Source organism: Paraburkholderia sediminicola, from assembly GCF_046027355.1.
Classification (GTDB): Bacteria; Pseudomonadota; Gammaproteobacteria; order Burkholderiales; family Burkholderiaceae; genus Paraburkholderia; species Paraburkholderia sediminicola_B.
Genome location: NZ_JAQQEK010000013.1, coordinates 181,496 through 201,388, shown reverse-complemented (window position 1 = coordinate 201,388; position 19,893 = coordinate 181,496). Strand labels below are relative to the sequence as shown.

The 19,893-nt window shown below is 63.2% G+C and carries 16 protein-coding genes and 1 pseudogene; 9 read left to right on the top strand and 8 right to left on the bottom strand.

Going from position 1 to position 19,893, the window contains the following annotated elements:
- Window positions 1-155: 155 nt before the first annotated feature.
- Entirely contained in the window at window positions 156-476 is a 321-nt protein-coding gene (locus PQR42_RS23155) for a hypothetical protein (RefSeq protein ID WP_408387454.1), read from the bottom strand.
- Between the two features lie 229 nt (window positions 477-705).
- Between PQR42_RS23155 and ompR the strand changes: the two genes are divergently transcribed.
- From ompR to PQR42_RS23135, 4 genes and pseudogenes are all read left to right on the top strand, one after another.
- Window positions 706-1,440 (top strand): osmolarity response regulator transcription factor OmpR, encoded by a 735-nt coding sequence (gene ompR / locus PQR42_RS23150; RefSeq protein ID WP_006048917.1) that lies wholly within the window; start codon window positions 706-708, stop codon window positions 1,438-1,440.
- Window positions 1,441-1,484: 44 nt separating this feature from the next.
- Window positions 1,485-2,834, top strand: coding sequence for an ATP-binding protein (locus tag PQR42_RS23145; RefSeq protein WP_054039512.1), 1,350 nt, complete (start codon window positions 1,485-1,487; stop codon window positions 2,832-2,834).
- 186 nt (window positions 2,835-3,020) lie between these two features.
- Window positions 3,021-3,569: a peroxiredoxin gene (locus tag PQR42_RS23140; protein ID WP_408387455.1), complete on the top strand. Its 549-nt coding sequence runs from the start codon at window positions 3,021-3,023 to the stop codon at window positions 3,567-3,569.
- 3 nt (window positions 3,570-3,572) lie between these two features.
- Window positions 3,573-3,695, top strand: a pseudogene (locus PQR42_RS23135) (carboxymuconolactone decarboxylase family protein); the annotation flags it as partial.
- Window positions 3,696-3,753: 58 nt separating this feature from the next.
- Here PQR42_RS23135 and ispF read toward each other — a convergent pair.
- Window positions 3,754-4,233 carry a 2-C-methyl-D-erythritol 2,4-cyclodiphosphate synthase gene (ispF, locus tag PQR42_RS23130; RefSeq protein WP_408387456.1) on the bottom strand — a complete coding sequence of 160 codons (480 nt, stop codon included), beginning with the start codon at window positions 4,231-4,233 and terminating at the stop codon, window positions 3,754-3,756.
- Between the two features lie 38 nt (window positions 4,234-4,271).
- Complete coding sequence (gene ispD / locus PQR42_RS23125) at window positions 4,272-4,985, bottom strand: 2-C-methyl-D-erythritol 4-phosphate cytidylyltransferase (RefSeq protein WP_408387457.1); 714 nt, start codon at window positions 4,983-4,985, stop codon at window positions 4,272-4,274.
- 121 nt (window positions 4,986-5,106) lie between these two features.
- Between ispD and mfd the strand changes: the two genes are divergently transcribed.
- The 4 genes from mfd to mscL all read left to right on the top strand — a co-directional run bounded on the left by mfd (window position 5,107) and on the right by mscL (window position 11,684).
- On the top strand, window positions 5,107-8,589 hold the full coding sequence (gene mfd, locus PQR42_RS23120; RefSeq protein ID WP_408387458.1) for a transcription-repair coupling factor: 3,483 nt from the start codon (window positions 5,107-5,109) through the stop codon (window positions 8,587-8,589).
- A gap of 152 nt (window positions 8,590-8,741) precedes the next feature.
- Window positions 8,742-9,980: an acetylornithine deacetylase gene (argE, locus tag PQR42_RS23115; RefSeq protein WP_408387459.1), complete on the top strand. Its 1,239-nt coding sequence runs from the start codon at window positions 8,742-8,744 to the stop codon at window positions 9,978-9,980.
- Between the two features lie 54 nt (window positions 9,981-10,034).
- Window positions 10,035-11,057 carry a threonine/serine dehydratase family protein gene (locus PQR42_RS23110; protein WP_408493792.1) on the top strand — a complete coding sequence of 341 codons (1,023 nt, stop codon included), beginning with the start codon at window positions 10,035-10,037 and terminating at the stop codon, window positions 11,055-11,057.
- A 180-nt stretch (window positions 11,058-11,237) separates the two neighbouring features.
- Window positions 11,238-11,684 carry a large conductance mechanosensitive channel protein MscL gene (gene mscL, locus PQR42_RS23105; RefSeq protein ID WP_095419493.1) on the top strand — a complete coding sequence of 149 codons (447 nt, stop codon included), beginning with the start codon at window positions 11,238-11,240 and terminating at the stop codon, window positions 11,682-11,684.
- A 107-nt stretch (window positions 11,685-11,791) separates the two neighbouring features.
- On the opposite strand, the gene PQR42_RS23100 is transcribed toward mscL, so the two are convergent.
- From PQR42_RS23100 to PQR42_RS23090, 3 genes are all read right to left on the bottom strand, one after another.
- Window positions 11,792-13,765 carry a hybrid sensor histidine kinase/response regulator gene (locus PQR42_RS23100; RefSeq protein WP_408387461.1) on the bottom strand — a complete coding sequence of 658 codons (1,974 nt, stop codon included), beginning with the start codon at window positions 13,763-13,765 and terminating at the stop codon, window positions 11,792-11,794.
- 81 nt (window positions 13,766-13,846) lie between these two features.
- Window positions 13,847-14,356: a response regulator gene (locus PQR42_RS23095; protein ID WP_408387462.1), complete on the bottom strand. Its 510-nt coding sequence runs from the start codon at window positions 14,354-14,356 to the stop codon at window positions 13,847-13,849.
- Window positions 14,357-14,435: 79 nt separating this feature from the next.
- A complete protein-coding gene (locus PQR42_RS23090) occupies window positions 14,436-16,055 on the bottom strand; it encodes a sensor histidine kinase (protein WP_408387463.1) in 1,620 nt (539 codons plus the stop codon).
- Between the two features lie 414 nt (window positions 16,056-16,469).
- Between PQR42_RS23090 and PQR42_RS23085 the strand changes: the two genes are divergently transcribed.
- Entirely contained in the window at window positions 16,470-16,964 is a 495-nt protein-coding gene (locus PQR42_RS23085; RefSeq protein WP_091794435.1) for a hypothetical protein, read from the top strand.
- 75 nt (window positions 16,965-17,039) lie between these two features.
- On the opposite strand, the gene PQR42_RS23080 is transcribed toward PQR42_RS23085, so the two are convergent.
- Together PQR42_RS23080 and PQR42_RS23075 are read right to left on the bottom strand one after the other, a co-directional pair.
- On the bottom strand, window positions 17,040-17,234 hold the full coding sequence (locus PQR42_RS23080) for a hypothetical protein (RefSeq protein WP_408387464.1): 195 nt from the start codon (window positions 17,232-17,234) through the stop codon (window positions 17,040-17,042).
- A 2-nt stretch (window positions 17,235-17,236) separates the two neighbouring features.
- Window positions 17,237-19,738 carry an AsmA family protein gene (locus PQR42_RS23075; RefSeq protein ID WP_408387465.1) on the bottom strand — a complete coding sequence of 834 codons (2,502 nt, stop codon included), beginning with the start codon at window positions 19,736-19,738 and terminating at the stop codon, window positions 17,237-17,239.
- Window positions 19,739-19,893 lie beyond the last annotated feature (155 nt).

The window sequence follows — 19,893 nt, the reverse complement described above, 5'->3', positions numbered from 1 at the left end:
GGAAAAGGCGTTGGCGCGTGCAATGCATGCATGGCGCGCTTCGCTCTGACGACTCGACGGCAGACTGAACGGGGAAGTTGACGGGTGAAGTGCAACGATTTCTTTCACGCGGGGAAGAAGCGTGAGACGCGTGCCGAGGGCTGGCACGATAATAGCTACCGCTTATAGAGTTCGCGGACAGCGTCTTCGATATGCTGCCGTAACAGACGCCGTTCGTCGGGCGTCATATGACCGTCACGACGACGTTGATCAAGATCGGGGGGAACTGCGGTGCGCAACATGACGTCTGATGCGGGGTGGTCGGTGTTCGGGTTGTGGTGGCTGGCCTTGCCCTGCTTGGGCGCGCGCTCGCTCGCAGCTCTGTCGGCGGAAGGCTGGGCATGGGCGAGCGTTGGTCCTAGTGAGCCTGCAAGCGTACCGGCTACCGCCAGTGCAATCACGCTTAGGCGCACATTCGGCCAAACCCCTCCCTTCATGTTGTTCCCTTCGTGGCGCGGCAACCGGCTACCTCAAATGCGTATACGAACCCCGGTAACGAGCCGGGTGCGATAGTTTTAGTCGTGTGAAGTATCCACCGAACAGCCGCATTCAGTAAAGGAGTCTACCTGCCCCCGCTTTACGTCGTGCCACAGTGCGGGTAAATTTTGTAACTGACTGTAACCCGTTAAATGATGCAAACGCGCACCCCTTTCTAATCGCGCTAAGATGCCGACCATGGAAACCAAAAACCCTTCGAAAATCCTCGTCGTCGATGACGATCCGCGCCTGCGCGATCTGCTGCGCCGCTACCTCGGTGAACAGGGCTTCAATGTCTATGTCGCCGAGAACGCGCCTTCCATGAACAAGCTCTGGGTGCGTGAGCGCTTCGACCTGCTGGTGCTCGATCTGATGCTGCCAGGCGAAGACGGTCTGTCGATCTGCCGCCGCCTGCGCGGCAGCAACGACCGTACGCCGATCATCATGCTGACGGCCAAGGGCGAAGACGTCGACCGGATTGTCGGCCTCGAGATGGGCGCCGACGACTATCTGCCCAAGCCGTTCAACCCGCGCGAGCTGGTTGCGCGGATCCATGCGGTGCTGCGCCGCCAGTCGCCTTCGGAGTTGCCGGGCGCGCCGTCCGAAACCACCGAGGTCTTCGAGTTCGGCGAGTTCGCCTTGAATCTCGCCACCCGTACGCTCACCAAGGCCGGCCAGGAAATTCCGCTGACCACGGGCGAGTTCTCGGTGCTCAAGGTGTTCGCGCGTCACCCGCGCCAGCCGCTGTCGCGTGAAAAGCTCATGGAGCTCGCACGCGGCCGTGAGTACGAAGTGTTCGACCGCAGTCTCGACGTGCAGATCTCGCGTCTGCGCAAGCTGATCGAACCCGATCCGGGCAGCCCGCGTTTCATCCAGACCGTCTGGGGTCTGGGCTACGTGTTCATCCCCGACGGTGCAGCCTGAGTTTGTTCTCACCTCCTGTTTTTGATTTCAGATAAGAAGGGCCCATGCGGATCGACCGGCGCCTCCTGACGCTCGCGTTCGGCGGCCTTTTCTGGCGGACCTTTCTGCTGATCGCGCTATTGATCGCAGTCAGTCTCGCTGCGTGGTTCCAGAGCTTCCGGGTGATCGAACGCGAGCCGCGCGCGCAGCGCGTGGCGTTGCAACTCGTCGCCATCGTCAAGCTCACGCGCACCGCACTCCTCTATTCCGATCCCGACCTGCGGCGTGCCTTGCTGCAGGATCTGGAAAGCAATGAAGGGGTGCGCGTGTACCCGCGCGAAACCACCGATAAGTACAAGCTGCAGCCCGACGAATCGCTCAACCGGCTGATTGAACACGACATTCGCGGCCGCCTCGGCGACGACACCGTGATTGCCCAGAGCGTGAACGACATCCCCGGCGTGTGGATCAGCTTCAAGATCGACGACGACGACTACTGGGTCGCGCTCGACCGCGATCAGCTCGACAACGCCACCGGTTTGCAATGGGCCGGCTGGGGCGTGTTCGCGCTGGCGCTGTCGCTGTTCGGCGCGGCCTTCATCACCAGTCTCGTGAACCGTCCGTTCGCGCGCCTCGCCATGGCGGCGCGCAAGGTCGGCTCCGGCCAGTCGCCGGAGCCGCTGCCCGAGCGCGGCATGGGCGTGGCCGCGGAAACCAATCGCAGTTTCAACCAGATGGTGCAGGACCTCGAACAGCTCGAGGCCGACCGCGCGCTGATGCTCGCGGGCATCTCGCACGATCTGCGCACCCCGCTCGCGCGGCTGCGGCTCGAAACCGAAATGAGCCCGTCGGACCAGGCCACCAAAGACGCGATGGTCGACGACATCGAGCAGATGGACATGATCATCGGCCGGTTCCTCGATTACGCGCGCCCGGTGCAGCGCGTGCCGGAACCAGTGGACCTGTCCGTGATCGCGGGAGAACTGGCCGCGCGCATGCAGAGCGAAGACAGCATGCGCCTGATCACGCGACTCGCGCCGTCGGCGGTGATCGAGGCGGACGAAACCGACATGCGGCGGGTGGTCGGCAACCTGCTGGAAAACGCGCGCAAGTATGGTCTGAGCGACGGCGACGGCATTCCGCACGTGATTCTGGAAACGCGGGTGTCGCACTCGCGGGTCGAGCTGTCCGTGGTCGACGAAGGCCCCGGCATTCCGGAAGACCAGTTGGCGCTTGTCACACGGCCGTTCTATCGTGTGAATTCGGCGCGCACTCAGGCGAACGGCACGGGCCTTGGCATGGCAATCGTCCAGCGCCTCGTGGGCCGTTACCGCGGCGCGCTGCGCTTGCGCAATCGCACGCCTGGACCGGGTCTCGAGGTCACCATCGAGTTTCCGCTGGCCAAGGGCGCCTGAGCGGAACGGGCATCATGCGCTCTTCGTGAGGATTTGCCGCGTAAAGTGATAACTAACCGGGTAGCTAGCCAAAAACTATTGGACGAATGATTCAATAGAGATACAGTGGATCATGTATAACGCGCTCATTGCGACGAGCCGGCAGCCTGAACATGCTGTCTTTCCGACACACGAAGGAGCACTTGCATGAGAACTGTTGGCGATAAACTCGAAGCGTTCACCGTCACCGCCGCGAAGCCGGGCTTCAACCACTACGAAGAGAACGGCGCGTCGGCGTTCGAAGAGATCACGGAGCAGTCGTTCCCGGGCAAGTGGAAGATCATCTACTTCTACCCGAAGGATTTCTCGTTCGTGTGTCCGACGGAAATCGTCGAGTTCGGCAAATTGGCCAAGGATTTCGAAGAACGCGACGCGGTGCTGATGGGCGGCAGCGTCGACAATGAATTCGTGAAGCTGGCATGGCGCCGTGAGAACAAGGACCTGGACAGGCTGAACCACTACGCCTTTGGCGACGTGAAGGGCGAGCTGATCGACCAGCTCGGCGTGCGCGACAAGGAGGCCGGCGTCGCGTTGCGCGCCACCTTCATCGTTGATCCGGACAACACGATCCAGCACGTGTCGGTGAACAACCTGAACGTCGGCCGCAACCCGGAAGAAGTGCTGCGTATTCTGGACGGCCTGCAAACGGACGAGCTGTGTGCTTGCAACCGCGCAGTCGGCGGCGCAACGCTCTAGCCCGTGATATCGCACTTCGACACGCTGGTCGCCGAAGGCACGATTTCCACGCAATTACGCGACGTAGACCGCGTCGCGGCAGTGATCAACGCAACAGCACAGCGTAATGCCGCCGAAGGCAAGTAGTTGCCTTAAAACGCGCGGCGCGATGACGCCCTCGCCGCTGCGCGCGTTGTAAAGCCAATCAGTTCTTGATCAGCAGAACCGCAGCCTGAGCTTCGATGCCCTCGCCTCGGCCGAGATAGCCGAGCTTCTCGTTGGTCTTGGCCTTGACGTTGACCCGCTCGATCGGCAGATCAAGATCCGCGGCGATATTGGCGCGCATGCCCTCGATATGCGGCACCAGCTTCGGCGCCTGCGCCACCACGCTGCTATCCACATTGGCGATGGAAAAACCCGCCGCTTTCACACGCGCGAAACATTCACGCAGCAACACGCGGCTATCGGCGCCGGCGAATTTCGCGTCGGTATCGGAGAAATGCCGGCCGATATCGCCCATCGCGGCAGCGCCAAAAATGGCGTCGGTAATGGCGTGCAGCAGCACGTCCGCATCCGAATGGCCGAGCAGGCCGCGCTCATAAGGAATCGTCACGCCGCCGATGATCAACGGACGCCCCGGCACCAGCGCATGCACGTCATACCCTTGCCCAATTCTGAAATCCATATGCGTCAAGTCCGCTAATTAAAATTGAAATCGTCCAGTCAGGAAGCAGAAGGCCGGCTCAGAATCGCCTCGGCCAGATCGAAGTCTTCCGGATACGTCACCTTGAAATTGCGCAAGCTGCCCTGCACCAGCTTCGGCGCATGGCCCAGCCACTCGATCGCGCTCGCTTCGTCCGTCAAATCGTGACCGTCGGCCTGCGCGCGCAGGATCGCCTCACGCAGCATGCCGATGCGGAACATCTGCGGCGTCTGCGCCTGCCACAAGCCGTCGCGCGCCTCGGTGCGGGCGATCCGGCCATCGGACGAGCTCGCGTCGATCCGTTTCAGCGTGTCCGCCACGGGCAAGGCCATGATGCCGCCCACCGGGTCGTCCTTCAGCGCGTTGATCAGCGTGCGGATCAGCGCGGGCGTGATGCCGGGGCGGGCCGCGTCGTGCACCAGCACCCAGTCGTCGTCACGCGCGCCGAACTCGGCGAGCGCATGCAGCCCGTTGAGCACCGACGCCTGGCGCGAGGCCCCGCCGCTGCGGCGCACGGCGAAACGCAAGCCGCCGAAACGGCGGCCGTCGAAGTGCTGGTCGTCGGGAGCGATCACGACAAGGGTTTGCGCAAACTCGCTGCAGGCGTCAAATGCCGCCAGCGAGTAATGCAACATGTCGCGGCCGGCGACAGTGCGATATTGTTTGGGCATCGCGGCGCCGGAACGGCTGCCGGTGCCAGCGCACGGAATCAGGGCAAATAGACGGGAAGTCACGAGTGCGGATGCCGCGAAGTCAAAGTAAAGGACGGATTTTATAATAGGTCCTTCGCATCCACGCTCCGACACGCGTAAACTTGCCGGTCACGTGTGAGCCTGAGGCCGCTTTTTCTCTTCTATGCCAGACATCGCCGCAACATCGCAGTACTCCCCGCCCGTCGCGCTCGTCAAGGCCGGCCAGCGTTTCGCCTTCGACGGCACGCACGGCTCGTCCGACGCGCTGCTGATCGCCCGCTACCATCTCGCCTATCGCGAGAAGGTGCCGCTGCTGGCGGTCGTGTGCGAAAGCGCCGTCGATGCGCAGCGTCTGGCGCAGGAAATCGGCTTTTTCGCGCCCGAGGCGCGCGTGCGCCTGCTGCCGGACTGGGAAACGCTCCCTTACGATACCTTTTCACCGCACCAGGATCTGGTCTCCGAGCGTCTCGCCACGCTGCACGATCTCGGCGAAGGCCGTTGCGACATCCTGCTGGTGCCCGCCACCACGGCGCTGTACCGCATGCCGCCCGCCTCGTTCCTCGCGGCTTACACGTTCTCCTTCTCGCAAGGCGAGCGTCTCGATGAGGCCAAGCTCAAGGCGCAGTTGACGCTGGCCGGCTACGAACACGTGAGCCAGGTGGTGCGTCCGGGCGAATACTGCGTACGCGGCTCGCTGCTCGATCTCTATCCGATGGGTTCACCTTTGCCCTACCGGATCGACCTGTTCGACGACCAGGTCGACTCGATCCGCGCGTTCGACCCGGACACGCAGCGCAGCCTGTACCCGGTGAAAGACGTGCGCCTGCTGCCCGGCCGCGAATTCCCCTTCGATGAACCCGCCCGCACCGCTTTCCGCAGCCGCTGGCGCGAGACCTTCGAGGGCGACCCGAGCCGCGCGTCGATCTACAAGGACATCGGCAACAGCGTGCCGTCCGCGGGCATCGAATATTATCTGCCGCTCTTTTTCGACGACACGGCCACGCTGTTCCATTACCTGCCCGCAGGCGCCCAACTGGCGTTCGTCGGCGATCTCGAGGCGGCGATCCGGCGTTTCACCAACGACACGAAGCAGCGCTACAACTTCCTCTCGCACGACCGCGACCGGCCGATCCTGGAGCCGCAGCGACTGTTCCTGTCGGACGAGGATTTCTTCACGCTCGCCAAACCCTTCGCGCGGCTCTCGCTGCCTGCGAACGCCGGCGGCGGCTGGTCGACACCGTTGCCGAATCTCGCGATCGACCGTCATGCGGAAGATCCTGTCGCGGCCTTGCGCGCTTATCTCGACACCACGCCGAATCGCGTGCTGTTCGCCACCGAATCGGCGGGCCGGCGCGAAACGCTGTTGCAGTTGCTCGCCGACAATCATCTGCGACCCGCATCGAGCGACAGCTTCCAGGACTGGCTCGTCGGCGACGCGCGTTTTTCGCTCGGTGTCTCGCCGCTCGCCAACGGCTTTGCCGTGCCGGTCGACGGCATCGCGATCATCACCGAGACCGAGCTTTATGGTCCGCTCGCGCGTCGCGCGGGGCGCCGCCGTCAGGAACAGGCGAGCAACGTCGATTCGATGGTGCGCGATCTGTCCGAGCTCAAAGTGGGCGATCCGGTCGTGCATTCGCAGCACGGCATCGGCCGCTATATGGGACTCGTCACGATGGATCTCGGCGAAGGCGAGACCGAGTTCCTGCACCTCGAATACGCGGGCGACAGCAAGCTCTACGTGCCGGTCGCGCAGTTGCACGTGATCTCGCGCTATAGCGGCGCCGATCCGGAAAGCGCGCCGCTGCACTCGCTCGGCTCCGGCCAGTGGGAAAAAGCCAAACGCAAGGCCGCGCAGCAGATTCGCGACACCGCCGCCGAACTGCTGAATCTCTACGCGCGCCGCGCCGCGCGTTCAGGCCATGCGTTCGCGCTCGATCCGAAAGACTACGTGAAGTTCGCGGAGAGTTTCGGCTTCGAGGAAACGCCGGACCAGGCCGCCGCGATCGCGGCCGTGATCGGCGACATGACCAGCGGCAAACCGATGGATCGCCTCGTGTGCGGCGACGTCGGCTTCGGCAAGACCGAAGTGGCGCTGCGTGCGGCGTTCATCGCGGTGATGGGCGGCAAACAGGTTGCACTGCTCTCGCCCACCACGCTGCTCGCCGAACAGCACACGCAAACCTTCAGCGACCGCTTCTCCGACTGGCCGGTGCGGATCGCCGAACTGTCGCGTTTCAAGTCGACCAAGGAAGTCAACGCCGCGATCCAGCAGATCAACGAAGGCACCGTCGATATCGTGATCGGCACGCACAAGCTGCTCTCGTCCGACGTGCAATTCAAGCGGCTGGGACTCGTGATCATCGACGAGGAACACCGTTTCGGCGTGCGTCAGAAAGAGGCGTTGAAGGCCTTGCGCGCCGAAGTGGATGTGCTCACGCTCACCGCCACGCCGATTCCGCGTACGCTCGGCATGGCGCTCGAAGGTCTGCGCGATTTCTCCGTGATCGCCACCGCGCCGCAAAAGCGCCTCGCGATCAAGACCTTCGTTCGACGCGAGGAAGACAGCGTGATTCGCGAAGCCATGCTGCGCGAATTGAAACGCGGCGGCCAGGTCTACTTCCTGCACAACGAAGTCGAGACGATCGAGAATCGCCGGCAGATGCTCGAAGCGTTGGTGCCCGAAGCGCGCATCGCGGTCGCGCACGGACAGATGCACGAACGCGAACTCGAACGCGTGATGCGCGACTTCGTTGCGCAGCGCGCCAACGTGTTGCTGTGCACGACGATTATCGAAACCGGTATCGACGTGCCGAGCGCCAATACGATCCTGATTCATCGCTCCGACAAGTTCGGTCTCGCGCAATTGCATCAGTTGCGTGGCCGCGTGGGCCGTTCGCATCACCAGGCGTATTCGTATCTGCTGGTCCACGATCCGCAAGGGCTGACCAAACAGGCGCAACGCCGCCTCGAAGCCATCCAGCAGATGGAGGAACTCGGTTCGGGCTTCTATCTGGCCATGCACGACCTCGAGATTCGCGGCACGGGCGAAGTGCTCGGCGACAAGCAGTCCGGCGAGATTCACGAGATCGGCTTCCAGCTCTATACCGACATGCTGAACGACGCCGTGAAGGCACTCAAGGAAGGCAAGGAGCCGGACCTCACCGCGCCGCTCGCCGCGACCACCGAGATCAACCTGCACGCGCCGGCGATTCTCCCGGCAGACTATTGCGGCGATGTGCAGGAGCGTCTGTCGCTCTACAAGCGGCTGGCTAATTGCGAACACAACGATTCGATCGACGGCATTCAGGAAGAACTGATCGACCGCTTCGGCAAGTTGCCGCCGCAAGCGCATGCGCTGGTGGAGACGCATCGTCTGCGGCTGGCGGCGAAGCCGCTGGGTATTTCGAAGATCGATGCGGGCGAAGCGGTGATCGGCTTGCAGTTCATCCCCAATCCGCCGATCGACGCGATGCGGATCATCGAGATGGTGCAGAAGCACAAGCACATCAAGCTCGCCGGCCAGGACAAGCTGCGTATCGAAACGCGCAGCCCCGATCTCGCGGTGCGTGTCGCGACGGTCAAGGAAACTTTGCGCGCGCTCGGCACGCCTAGCCGCGGCACCGCGGCCAGCGCTGCGGCGCGATGAGTTCGCGGATCGCGCCGCGCTAATGCGGCGTTAAAAAACCGGGGTGCGTCTAGCGTTTTTTCGTTCATGCTGCGGTGCGCAAACGCGCGCCGCAGCATACGGGCGGCTTTTTTTTGGGTATGATCGAAAGACTTAAATGCCGGAGTCTTGTCATGTCTCATGTCGCTGAATCAGCGCAGTCTTCGCAATCGCCCGCCTCTGCTTCGAATTCCTCCTCGCCTGTCTCGCTCCCGTGGGTCACCCGTCTCGTGTCGATGGACACGGTCAGCCGCAATCCGAATCTCGGCCTGATCGAAACCGTGCGCGACGAACTACGCGCCGCCGGTGTCGAAGCCACGCTCACGCACGACAAAAGCGGCAAATGGGCCAATCTGTTCGCGACGATTCCCGCACACGACGGCGAAACGAACGGCGGCGTGGTGCTGTCGGGCCATACCGACGTCGTGCCCGTGGACGGCCAGCAATGGGACAGCGATCCGTTCAAGCCGGAAATTCGCGGCGACAAACTGTACGGCCGCGGCACCTGCGACATGAAAGGCTTCATCGGCGCGGCGCTGACACTCGTGCCGGAGATGCAGCGCACCAAACTCGCCAAACCGATTCACTTTGCCCTGTCGTTCGACGAGGAAGTGGGCTGCGCGGGCGCGCCGCTCCTGATTGCCGATCTGATGAAGCGCGGCGTGAAGCCGGACGGCTGCATCGTCGGCGAGCCGACCAGCATGCGGCCGATCGTGGCGCATAAAGGCATCAATGCCTACCAGTGCTGCGTGCGCGGCCAGGCGGCGCACTCGTCGCTCACGCCGAAGGGCTTGAACGCGATCGAATACGCCGCGCGTCTGATCTGCTATATCCGCGATATGGCCGATCAGTTCCGCGAGCAAGGTCCGTTCGACGAACTGTACGACGTGCCCTTCACCACCGCGCAAACCAGCACGATCGTCGGCGGCAACGCGATCAATACCGTGCCGGCCGAATGCAAGTTCCAGTTCGAATTCCGCAACCTGCCCACGCTCGATCCCGAACCGATCTTCGCGCGCATCGATCAATACGCACGCGAAACGCTGCTGCCGAAAATGTTGCGCGAGCATCCATCGGCGGCGATCGAGATTACGAAGATCGCCGCGGCGCCCGGGCTCGATTCGTCTGAACAAGCCGCCATTACGCAACTGGTGCGCGCGCTGACCGCCGATCAGGACAAGCGCAAGGTCGCCTACGGCACGGAAGCCGGCCTCTTCTCGCTGGCGGGCATTCCGAGCATCGTATGCGGTCCTGGCAACATCGAGCAGGCGCACAAGCCCAACGAATTCGTCGCGCTGGATCAGTTGGTGGCGTGCGAGCGGTTCCTGCACAAATTCATTCACAGCATGTCGGTCGACGCGCACGCGCACTGAAACTGACGCACGTAGAAAGAGTCTTACCCATACCGACCCAAGCACGCCCACGCCATGTCCACCGCCACGCCGCAACACACCGACCATACGATTGACGGCGAGCCGATCCCCTCGCTCGACGACATCGCCGCACAGCACTTTGCGTTGACGCCGTGGGTGACTCGAACGCCGGTGTTCGACAGGGCGGACTTTCCGTCGCTGGAAGGCACGGTGGTGAACTTCAAGTTCGAGCTACTGCAGGCGGGTGGCAGCTTCAAGGCGCGCGGCGCGTTCACCAATCTGCTCGCACTCGACGAAGCGCAACGCAGCGCGGGCGTCACCTGCGTGTCGGGCGGCAATCATGCGGTGGCGGTCGCGTACGCGGCCATGCGCCTGGGCATCAGCGCCAAGGTCGTGCTGTTTCACGCGGCCAATCCGGCGCGCGTGGCGCTGTGCCGGCAATACCGCGCCGAGATCGTGTTCGCGCAAGACATTGCCGAGGCATTCGAACTGGTGCGCCGTATCGAGGCCGAAGAAGGCCGCTATTTCGTGCATCCGTTCAACGGCTATCGGACGGTGCTGGGTTCGGCCACGCTCGGCTACGAATGGGCCACGCAAACGCCGGATCTCGAAGCGGTGATCGTGCCGATCGGCGGCGGCGGCCTCGCGGCGGGTGTCGCGACCGCCATGCGGCTCGCGAATCCGAACGTGCATGTATATGGCGTGGAACCCGAAGGCGCGGACGTCATGGGCAAGAGTTTCGCCGCCAATCACACGGTCAAGATGGGCCACATGCACGGTATTGCCGACTCGCTCATGTCGCCGCATACCGAGGAATACAGCTACGAATTGTGCCGCCGTCATATCGATCAGCTCGTCACGGTATCCGACGACCAGTTGCGAGCGGCCATGCTGACCTTGTTCGGACAACTGAAGCTCGCGGTCGAACCGGCCTGCGCGGCGGCTACCGCCGGCTTGCTCGGCCCGCTGCGCGAACAGTTGCAAGGCAAACGCGTGGGCGTTCTGCTGTGCGGCACCAATACCGACCCGGTCACATTTGCAGCGCATATTGAACGCGCGCGGCATGGCGAGTCATAGTTTCCTCTCAAGAAAACGCCGGGTCGCCGCAAGTTTTCTTGGCCCCCTCGGGGGCCTGGCGCGGAGCGCCAGGTTGGGGGCGCTCGTTATCAGAAACAATCCTCGCGTTCCTGGCCAAAAAGCTAGCCTATCCTTCTCAGGTTGGTATCATTCGAATATCGACTTCTGGGAGGAACCTCTATGAGCATGGTCAAGGAATTCAAGGAATTTGCCCTCAAGGGCAACGTGATGGATCTCGCGGTCGGTGTGATTATCGGCGGCGCGTTCTCCACCATCGTCAATTCAATTGTTAAAGACCTGATCATGCCGGTTGTCGGGCTTGCCACCGGCGGCCTCGATTTCTCCAATAAGTTCGTTCGCCTTGGTGCAATTCCGCCTAGCTTCAAGGGCAGCCCCGAGTCGTATAAAGACTTGCAAACGGCGGGCGTCGCCGTATTCGGTTATGGCTCGTTCATCACCGTGCTGATCAACTTCGTGATTCTCGCGTTCATCATTTTCCTGATGGTCAAGTTCATCAACAATCTGCGCAAGCCGGCTGAAGCCGCGCCGGCAGAACCGCCGCCGACACCGGAAGACGTTCTGCTGCTGCGTGAAATCCGCGATTCGTTGAAGAACTCACCGCGTTAAGCAGGCCGGCGTCTCAGCCGGAACCAGCCACAAGCAAAAGGCCTGTTGCGATTCCCTCGCAACAGGCCTTTTTCCTTACGGTGCATCGATGCCGGCGGCATACGCGCTCAAACGTCCTTCTGCTCCTTCTGACTGATGGCGCCTTCGATCATCGTCTCGAGCTGGCCGAAGTTGACCGGCTTGGTCAGATGCGAAGTGAAGCCGGCGCTCAGGCAGCGACGCACGTCTTCGTCGGTGCCGAAGCCGGTCAACGCGACCGCGGGCGCGTCCGAGTGCTCGCGGAACGCCTTGATGAAGTCGAGGCCGGTGCCGTCGGGCAAACCTACATCGCTGACGATCAGATCGAAGGTCTGCAATTGAGTCGCGGCCAACGCGTCGTCGACCCGGCCCACGGTCGTGACCTCATGGCCGAGGCTGCGAATCAGCTGCTCCATGACTTCGGCGGTGTCCACATGGTCTTCGATCAGCAGGATGTTCAGCAGGCCGGCCGAATGCACTTCGTCCGGCACCGCGACCGGCGAAGCCGCCTCCGGCGCCGCGGCCGTCGGCAAGGTGATCGTGAAGGTCGCGCCGCAGTGCGCGCCGGGGCTCTGCGCGGTCACCGTGCCGCCGTGCACGTCGGTCAATGCTTTCGTGATCGCGAGTCCAAGACCCAGCCCGCCGAACTGCCGCGTCATGTTCTGATTGCCCTGCTCGAACGCGTTGAACAGTTTGCCGATCTGGTCCGGCTCGATGCCGATCCCCGTATCTTCGACCGATATCTGCACGTGCATGCGTTCGTCGCGGGTGCGCACATAAATATGGCCGCCGTCCGGCGTGAACTTGGCGGCATTGCGAATCAGGTTCCACAGCATTTGCTGCAGCCGCGCGCGATCGGCCAGCACGTAATGGTGCTGAGCGTCCTTATGGACATGCACGTCCTGCTGCTTGACCTGAATCTCGCTGCGAAACAGTTCGAGCACGCTGTCTATCACGTCGTTCACGTCGACGGTTTCCAGCGACAGCCGCAGCTTGCCGTTCGCCACGCGCGTGAGATCGAGCAGATCGTCGATCAGCCGCGCTTCGAGTTCAACGTTACGGCGGATCATGTGCACGCTCGCGCGCGCCTGATCGGGCAGATCCGGGATCATCTCCAGCACGCTGGCGCCGGCCAGCACCGGCGTGAGCGGCGTGCGCAATTCGTGCGACAGCATGGCCAGAAAGCGGTCTTTGGCGCGATTGGCCTCTTCGGCGATCTGGCGGGCGGCCTGCTCCGACGCCAGCAGCCGTTCTCGCTCCTCGATCGCCTCGCGCTGCGCATGAATGTCCGTGCAACTGCCGAACCATTTGCTGACGTTGCCTTCGGCGTCGCGCATCGCCACCACGCGCAAGTCGAACCAGCGGTATTCGCCGTCGTGGCGACAGATCCGCAACTCGTGCCGGTAGTCGCCGGCATTGCCCGCCACCGCCTTCAGCCAGCTACGGCGAATCTCTTCGCGATCGTCCGGATGCACGGCGTCGAGCCAGGCAAGACCGTACGAACAGCTTTCAGCGAGGCCCGTGTAGTCGTACCACTGCTTCGACAGAAAATCGCAGTCACCCGCGGCATTGCAGGTCATGACGAGATGCGGCAACGCCTCCGACAAGGTGCGGTAATGCTGCTCGCGATCGCGCAGCAGCAAGGCTTCGTCCGACGCGCGCTGCAGGCGCACTTGCGAGAGCACCCGCTCGACGGCTTCGGGAAGGTAATCGAGGTAATCGCCGGATTTCGGCACCACGTCGGACACACCCGCGCGCAGCGCTTCAATGACACGCGATTCGTCGGTAAATCCGGTCACGAGGATGGCGGGAATCCGCACGCCTTCCATGCGCAAACGGCGAAAGAAGTCCAGGCCGGTCTCGGGCCCGCTCAGTTGATAGTCGAGCACCAGCAAGTCGGGACCGCCGCCCGCGAGCCGCTCACGGGCCGCTTCGACACCGGCGCAGATCGCGACCCGGCAGCCGGCGCGCTCGAGCGACTTGCGCGCGAGCCGCAGGATGCCTTCGTCGTCATCGACGACCAACACGTAGGCGGCGGGCTGCGTGGACACTTCTTCGGTCATGCGGAGTCTTCTCTGGCTAGGGTCTTCAAGTGGTCTATCTTGTCACGAGCGGCTTTCGGCCGGCTTCATGCGAACCTTCCATCACGGCGCCGCGAGACGATGCCCGGAGGGCAGCTTGACCACCTGCAGGAAAAACCCGAGGCGGCGCACGGCTTCGATGAACGCATCGTACTCGACCGGCTTGGTGATGTAGACGTTGCAGCCGAGTTCGTAGCAGCGCGCGATTTCACGCGGGTCGTCGGTCGTGGTCAGGACGATCACCGGCACGGCGGCGGTCTGCGGCGATTCTTTCAGACGGCGCAAGACTTCGAAGCCGTCCACCCGCGGCATTTTCAGATCGAGCAGCACGACGAAATTCATCAAATCTTCGCGCGCGGGTATGGCGCTGTCAGCGGGATCGGCCGTGGAACTCGCGGCGGCGTCGGCCGGTGACGGCGCTGGGCCGAAGAAATAATCGAGTGCCTGCTGGCCGTCGCGAAAGCGCACGAACCCGTTCGAAATGCCGGCACGGCGCAGATTGCGCTCGACGAGCGTGGCGTGGCCGTCGTCATCTTCGATCAGTACGATGCTGACCGTTTCCCCGTGACTCATATGCTCTCCGTGCTGAACGATTGGTTGATGCCTGCCGCTTGTGATGATCCGCGCCGCTGCCGCGTCTGCCCGCTCTCATTCAAAGCCGCGCGGGCTGTTCCGGCAACACCACGAAGAACGTCGAGCCCGCGCCTTCCGCCGACTCGACCCACACGCGGCCCCCATGCCGCTCCACCGTGCGACGCACCACCGCGAGGCCGATGCCGTCGCCATTCGCAACGTCGCCGTGCAGGCGCTGAAACGCCCGGAACACTTTCGACATATACGCGGCCGGAATGCCGAGGCCATTGTCGCGCACATAATAGGTGCGCATGCGCACCGCGCGCGGCTCGCCCGCCTCTCCTGCCTCGACCGGTTCGGGTTCCAGCGCGCCGACTTCAATACGCCCGTTGCGCGCCGGGTCGAGATAATTCAATGCATTGCCGATCAGATTGCTGAAAATCTGCTCGATCGCGCCAGGGTCGCCCCATGCCGGCGGCAAGTCGCGCACGGTCACCACGGCCGCATGCTGCCCGATCGCGCCCTGCAACGCGTCGACCACTCGTCCCACCACGCGACCGACGCTCACCCGCTGCCACTGGTACTCGAGCCGGCCGGCGCGCGAGATGCGCAGCAGCGCGTCGATGATCGCCGCGGCCCGCGTCACGGCGGTACGCAAATATTGCAAGGACTCGCGCACTTCGCCGCCGAGAATATGCGCCATGCGCCGATGCTCGGCCTCCGGCAACTTTGCCGCCTCGACGACGCTGTCCAACTCGTCGCACGAGACCTGCAATTCCTTGGAGAAACCTTGCAGATTCACCAACGGCGAGCGCAGATCGTGCGACACGCTGTAGATGAACATTTCATTATCTTGCGTCTCCTGACGCAGTTCCTCGTTGACGCCCGCCAATTCCCGCGCGCGCGCTTCGAGCCGCGTTTTCAGCATGGCCTGCTCGGCTTCCGCCTCACGCAGGCGCGCGCCCGTCTGGTGCAGCACGGTGTCGAGCGCGGCAATTTCGTCCTTACCCGACAGCGGCGGTGCGAGCGTGCGGCCGCTGCCCAAACGCTCGGCGTTGTCGGTCAACACTTCCAGACGCCGGCCGATGCTGCGCGCAAAGACCGCCGCGGTGGCCGCCCAGATCAACATCGAGCCCAGCACGGCGCCGATCAGCGCGTACTGCTGGCGGTCACGCCGCCGCGCGAGCGCGGCCGAGCGTTCGGCGTCGAGCCGCGACGCCTCGTCGCCGAATGCGGCGAGCTCGTCGCGAAACACTGCGATCTGCTGCGGCAACGCGCCGGTCTCCAGCGCGGCAAACGAATTCGGGCGGTGCCCTGCGTGCAGCGCCTGCGAGATCACGACAGTCTGCGCGCGATACGCGTCGATCGCCCGCTGCATCTTGTGCACACGCTCGACCTGCTGCGGCGTACCGGCGACCAGCACCTCGAGATTCGATAGTCGGTCGCCCAGATCGACCCACACCGTATGGCGGTCGATCAGCGACGCATCGCCGATGACCATACCCGTGCGAACCCGCGCCGCCTGACGCAGCAGCGGATCGACGATGGCCGACGACTGATAGAGGATCTGCTTGCTGTTGGTGACCCACTGCGCGGCCTGCGCTGTCTGCTCCTGGGTATCGAAGACGACGCCGAGAAGCGCCAGCTCGACCACGCTCGGCACTGCAATCAGCAGCAGACCCTTGGTGAATAGTTTCATGTTCGCCCGAAGGGTCGCAATGGGTCACTCAAGCGGTCACTCAAGCCGCGGCGGTTCGCGTGAGCGGCCACGTCGCGCCGCGCTGGCGGGACTTTGCGGTGCCGGATCGGCGAGCTCGGCGCAGTGCAGCCGGACGGGCCATTATCGACGTGAATTCGAGATATTTCAACGTAGCGGCAAGATGCGCTCGTCCACACAAAAATGACTTTTTTATTGGTATGAGATGATTTTTCAGCGCCTCGTGCGTCTATGATGGAGACAGATGTGCTGGGAAGCGAAAGCGCGCGGCGAGGCGGTTCGGCATGATTCGTGCGGGAGGCGGTGGGGCGGCGTAATCGTCGAATCACCGTGAATCCGGCCTTGTCGTATGCTATAAAAGATCGACGTGCGGCGCGCGAAGCCGGGAGTGGTCGCATGAGGACGCTGCGTTTCTTGCAATTCTTTTTCAGGCGAATTTTTATGTCCTTCCCGAAAAAGCGTAGACGCGCGAAGGTGGACGGCGATGAGTCGTTCCTCGCGGTACTACGGCATTTCAAGCCGTTCGGTCAGCTCGATACCAAGATTGCACGCGCTCGCGCGCAAGACGAGCCTGTCCTTTATGCCCATGTGCTGCCAGGGCTCGATGTGCTCCTGTGCAGTGTGCGTGGAGCACAGCCGCCCTATCCGGCACCCGCGGAGTTACGGCGCCGCTGCATCGAATCGATTACCAACGCGCTGGAGCAACCGCTCGACGGTCTCGAGAACGGCGGCTACTGGTACGAGGCGGACGGTTTCGGCTTTCTGGTGTTTGCCAGCCGCGCTCGCGGCAAGATCCTGACGGAATTCGGCGCGACGCGCATCGGCGGCGCCCGTCGCGGGGTGCGTCGGCAGGATGCTGCTGGAGACGCCGCGCCGCGTTCGCTCAGGTAGACCCTTGGCTTTACGGTAGGCCTTCACACTCGCAACACCGTCTGTTCGCAAAGTTCGTCAGGCGGCGTTGCGTCATCACCTTTCCTTGATTCGACTTGTCATCTCAGGTGATCTGCCTGCGCGCGTGCGCAGCGCTCGCCTGTCTCCTTTCATCGTGACTTGATCGATGTCTCCGCGCCCAGGCGGCACGCTGATGATCCACAAGAGAATCAAGGACAGGCCGCCGCCGAAGCTCCAGCTCAGCCAGTCCGCAGGCAGGATGAAAGGCATGATCAACTCCCCTTGTATTCAGCCGCGCTGGCAGGCGACGTCACCGCCGGCTTCTTTCTATCCGTCGTCGCCGGCGACGAAGCGCCGCCGGAAGACTTGTTGACCGGCGCGCCATCCAGAGAAATGGCGGACTTGGGCTGCTGCTTCGTGCCCGGCGGCGGTGCCGTCGGCGCCTGCCGGACCTGGGCCAGCAACTGCGTGCACGGCAACGGCTTGTTGTTGCTCGGCGCGAGCAACGGAATCAGCGCCGCGAACGGATTGATCAAACCGAGGCCGACCGCCGCGCCGCCGCGCAACGCCAGCGCGGCCGCGTTCACGCCCACGTGCGGATCCTTGAAGGTGCCTTTCACATAGAGCGGCGAGCGCAGCGAGAACACCCGGAAGCCCTTGGTATGCGGATGCACGCCGAGATCCATCGACTCGTCGCGCAAGTTCACGTTGCCGTCGATATCGATCACGGCGTCGTCCGTATCGAGCGCGAACACGCGCGATTCGAGCACGCCGTTGGTCGCGACGAAATCGGCGGCCGCGCAGTTGATCTTCACGTCGCGATTGCCGAACAGCTTTTCATACACGACGTTCGCCACGTTCAAGCCGGCCGCTTCCATCAGCAGACGGCTCACCGTGCCGTCCGTCACCAGCGCCTTCACCTCGCCGTTCGATGATGCCGCGAGCGCCGCCGGCGAATTGCCCGTCGCGGTCAGCGCGGCGTCGCCGTTAATTTCACCGAGCGCGTTCTGCATCGTCTTGAAGTTCGGGAACAACTGCTTGAGCTTCAGATGCCGTGCCGACGTCGCGAAGCGGCCCTTGAGCGGCGTCGCGCTGCCGTCCAGATGAATGTCCGAAGCGAGCGTGCCACCGGCCACGCCGAACTTCAGCGGCTCCAGTGAGAGCACGCCGTCGGTCATCACGACGTGCGTGTACACATCCGTGATCGGCAGATTCACGTCCTTGACGATGCGACGGCCGGTGAACTTCACGTCGGCGTCGATGGCCTTCCAGCGGTCGGTGCGGAATTCCTCGACCGGCAGCGCCTTGTTGGACGGCTGCGCCGTCGCATCACCGCGCTTGGCTTTGCTCGCGTTCGAATCCGCGCCGATCACCGGCGCCAGATCGGAGAACTGCAGCAGATGCGAAACCAGTTCGCCCTGCAACAGCGGACGCGGTTCACGCGCCGTGTACGTCAACGAGCCATTGATATCGCTGCCGCCGACCCGGCCTGTAAAATTTTCATACTTGAACACGTTGCCGGTGGACTTGAACTGGCCGACGAGCCGTCCTTCGGTCGCATACGGTGGCGTGTCGGGCAAGGTCACACCCGTCAGCGAATAGAGACGCGCCATGCTGTTGCCTTGCAGCCAGAGGCGCAGATCGACCGCCGCAAGATGCGCCGGATCGGTGATCGTGCCGACGAGGCCGACATGCAGATCGCCCGCCTTCACATCGGCCTGCACCGGGAACGGGCGGTTCGCGTCCTGCAACGCCAGCACGCCGCCGACCTTACCGCTGCCCGACACCGGCGTCTTGTTGTAAGTCCCTTTGACGGTCCAGCCGATGGCGTACGGCGGAATGTCCTGCTTCGCGCCGGCCTGCGCTTGCGCCCCGCTTGCGCCCGAAGCCGATGCCGGCGCGGACGTCACGACCGCGCCGCTAGCGCCCGCGGCGACGGCCTCGCTAGCGCCCTTCGAACCGCCCGCCACCAACCCGCCCGAGGCGCCCGTGGCGGCCGTCGTCCCCGACGCAGTGATATCCGTCGACGACGCACCGGACGCAGCCGCCGCGGACGCCGCCGCTGCCTCTGACGCCGCCTGCGCATTCGCCTGCTGCGTCAGCTTGTTCGCGCCTGACTTGCCGATTGTTTGCGCCGACGAACTGCGCGACGCCGCTTCCTGCTGCTTCATCGCTTCGCCGATCGGAATCGGTTGGCCGAGCGTGTCGATCGCCATCTGCAGATCGACCTTCTTCTGCTGATCGGACAGCGCAATGTTGCCCTTGGCAAAGGCGATATCGTGCAGATCGAGCTTCCATTCGGAAGGCCCGCTCGACGACGCCAGTTTGAAAGTCCAGTTGTTGCGCCCGTCGAGCACGCGCTCGAGGTCAACTGAAGGATTCACGAGGTTGATCGTGGGAATCACGATATCGTGCGCGAGCAGCGGCAGCACCTTGACCTGGAAGTCGATCTCGTCGAGCGTGGCGAACTGCGGCTGTTTCGTCCAGTCCGGATTGCCCACCGTGATATTGGCCGCCGAGAAACGCGGCCACGGCACCCAGCCTCGCCAGCCGGTCTCGCCGACCGGATGCCGCCAGCCGACCTTCAGATCGCCATTGATGGCGAATGGCCTGCCGATGGCTTGCGTGACCTTGTCGTTGATATAGGGTCTTGCCCGGTTCCAGTCGAAGGTCAGCATGAAAATGGTCAGCGCGACAATCAGAATGACGATGATCGCCAGCAGCCATGCGATGATTTTTCCGATCCGCCTTCCGATCGTGCTCGACACTGCCATTGAGACGCTCCGCTATTTTTTCTACGTTGAGCACCGTTCAGCACGTTGCGTGCCCGATCCTTAGTCGGCAAGCGCCATGCCGCTGTCGCTTTATCATGTTGCACGCATGTTGCACACACACGTCGCAGCGAGCTTCGACCTTACGCATCCCCCAT